This window comes from Rodentibacter trehalosifermentans, from assembly GCF_002000545.1.
Lineage (GTDB): Bacteria > Pseudomonadota > Gammaproteobacteria > Enterobacterales > Pasteurellaceae > Rodentibacter > Rodentibacter trehalosifermentans.
In genome coordinates this window covers 1-2,083 of record NZ_MLHL01000062.1, presented here as the reverse complement: position 1 = coordinate 2,083, position 2,083 = coordinate 1, and the positions used below count along the sequence as shown (strand labels likewise).

General features: G+C 39.0%; 2 protein-coding genes. Both read right to left on the bottom strand.

Going from position 1 to position 2,083, the window contains the following annotated elements:
* Position 1: 1 nt before the first annotated feature.
* A complete protein-coding gene (locus BKK52_RS10815; RefSeq protein ID WP_143531412.1) occupies positions 2-286 on the bottom strand; it encodes a contact-dependent growth inhibition system immunity protein in 285 nt (94 codons plus the stop codon).
* A gap of 6 nt (positions 287-292) precedes the next feature.
* A partial coding sequence (locus tag BKK52_RS13545; protein WP_167367926.1) for an RNase A-like domain-containing protein occupies positions 293-2,083 on the bottom strand: 1,791 nt, incomplete at its 5' end.

The window sequence follows — 2,083 nt, the reverse complement described above, 5'->3', positions numbered from 1 at the left end:
TCTACGTCAGCCCCAAATATTTTTGTATTTTTCTTAACCAAAGCAAAATATTACCATCAGGTTCTTTTTCTGGAATCATGAAACAACCTAATGAATATACAAAGTCTTCACCTACGTATTTTTGGTCCAACAAAATACTTAATTCACAAACAACTTTTTGAAGGATTTCTACAGATTCATTCCTTTTAAAACTATTTAATACATCCTCTAATGTTTCCCCCTCAGTTAACATCCAATCTTGATGAAAATAAGAGCTAAATAAATATTTTAAATTTTGATACATCATATTTCCTTATTTATCAGGAAAAGCAGTAAGAATTCTCCAACCTTTAGGTTCTACATTATCTTTAATAATAACTACAGTTGCTTTGCTAGAACTATTTGATGATAAACTCTGCCTATTCACAATCTTTCCTACATTAAATCCAACATCATCGGTGATAACTAATCTTGCTTTATTACCAACCATAAATTTAGCTACTTCTTGATTATTCTTAGCTATAACTTCTGAAATAGCTTTTTCAGCAATTTGAACATTAGTAAAAGAAGACGCCATTTTCAAATTAGGTTCTTGATTTAATCTAGTTATTAAATCGGAATCCGTTTTTCCTACATGTCTAGTAATTGTATGACCTCCTATATTTTCCTGATAAATTAAAGATCTCCCAATATTCGCCTTGAAGTCAGTTAATTCATAATCAGTTGTTCGACTAATTGTAGGTAATGAGTTATTTGCATTAGCATTTTTCAGTAGAGGTTTTGAAAAATCACCACTCAATGCCGATTTATCAATATTGCTTGTTCCAATTAAACCAACAGTATTTGCAATCACCTCTCCCCATTGGGTAAATTGATTTACACTACCTTTCGGTAAATCAAAGCGTGTTTCAAAATCAGCATATGCTTTTTCTTTACTTGCCGTTAATATCGAATATTCTTCAGAGAATGAAGTGGCTTTCTTATAATCCTCCCCATATTTTGTTGAATATCTTGTATAAACAGGATAAGCATAGCTATGGTTTAACTCCGCACCTGTATAACTCAGCATAGCTGAGTCAACTTTTTTACTCTCTTCTCGACAAGTTGCAGACATTTTATTTGAGCAAGAAGAAACCAACCGAATATCACGCTCTCTATCCACCTTATAAATTCCAGCAAGTTCCTCTCGCTCAGCCGGCGTAATTATGCCTTTTCTAGCCTTTTGCTCTAATTCATATTTTCGTGCTGCCTCATCTTTGAATAAATAATTATTCTCCACCGCTCTTTTCGCCGTTTCAGCTCCCGCAGTGGCAGTGAGGAATGTGCCGCCTTGTTGGGCTGTCGTGCCATTCGCTTTTGCAGTCAATGCACCCGCTAATCCCCCCGCTAACTGGCTCAAGGTGCTGATATTTTCTTTCTCGCTTGCGGTGAGTTGCGCTGGTGTTTTGTCGTAAAGGGCTTTGGTGAGTAGGGTTGCGGTGGCTTCACCCGTTACACCTGCCACTGCACCCGTTAACGGGTCTTTGCCTGTCAGTTGGAACTCTACTGCAGAGAGCAGTGCATGTGCCGCAAGGTTCACTGCCTTATCTTTTGTGCTATCGCCATTTGTCATCTCGTGGATTTGTTTGTTGAGATAAGGCGAAGCCAAAGCCACAATCGCACCATTGGTGTCGTTTTGTGCTGCCGCCTGAAGCGCTGCAGTTACCGCACGGATTGCCATGCCATTTGGGCTGCCAATGCCAACGTTGTTATCAATCTTCTGTTGGGTTTTGTTAATTTCCTGTGTAATAGTGCCAATCTGTTTGTCAAGCGCTGCCACTTGAGCACGGTTAGCATCATTGTCACCAAGGGCTTTTTTCTGTTCTTCTAGTTTGAACTTCTCAAGCCAGAGCTTGTTGATTTTTTCTCGCTCTTCATAAGTAGCAATACTAATGGCGTTATTCGTAATTTCCCCTATCACTTTCGCCATTTCTTGCCGCTCTTGCACTTTCTGCAAGTCTTGTTTGGCGACTTGCTGATTCGCGTTTTTTGTATCCCTCGAAAGTGCGGTCAGATTTTCCGGTGTTTTGGTCTCAATCTGGATGTTTTCACTGATGGCCGATTT